The sequence below is a fragment of the Pseudomonas sp. RA_35y_Pfl2_P32 genome (assembly GCF_963970735.1).
Taxonomy (GTDB): Bacteria; Pseudomonadota; Gammaproteobacteria; order Pseudomonadales; family Pseudomonadaceae; genus Aquipseudomonas.
In genome coordinates this window covers 1-513 of record NZ_CAXAQF010000217.1, presented here as the reverse complement: position 1 = coordinate 513, position 513 = coordinate 1, and the positions used below count along the sequence as shown (strand labels likewise).

General features: G+C 64.1%; 1 protein-coding gene. It reads right to left on the bottom strand.

Going from position 1 to position 513, the window contains the following annotated elements; translation table 11 throughout:
• Nucleotides 1–31: 31 nt before the first annotated feature.
• Nucleotides 32–513, bottom strand: a 482-nt coding sequence (locus AACY45_RS27950) for a serine hydrolase domain-containing protein (RefSeq protein WP_339548709.1), incomplete at its 5' end; no start/stop codon positions are given.

The following is a 513-nucleotide window of genomic DNA, read 5'->3' as shown; positions in this document are numbered from 1 at the left end:
ATCGTTTGGGGGCGGTAACGCGCGACGACAATCACGGTGCGCGCCCGCCCTGCCCGGTCACGCCAGCCCGCGACGGCAGTTGTGATCTGTCCCTTTGGCGTGCGGGCCGAAACGGCGCGACCGTGCGGTCCGAACAGGTGACGAGATTGTAGCAGGCATCCAGTTTCATCGGTGCGAACACGAGCCGCTGCATCAACCGGTCGAAGCGTTCGCCAGTGGCCCGTTCCATTACCGCCGCGATCACTGGAAAATTCAAATTGGTATAGCGAAAATAAGCACCGGGCGCGTGCGCGGTATCCCACACTTTCGGGTCGGCCAGCACGCTGCGGAGATCGGCGTCGAGCGGCAGGACATAGTCGACGCCGTCGGTCAGGCTCGAGCGGTGGGACAGCAACAGGCGCAGGGTGATCGGTCGGTCGGCAAAGGCCGGGTTGTGCAGCGGATAGCCGAGCAGTTCCGACACATCGGCGTCGAGATTGAGTCGGTGCTGCTCGACCAGGCGCAGGACGGCAA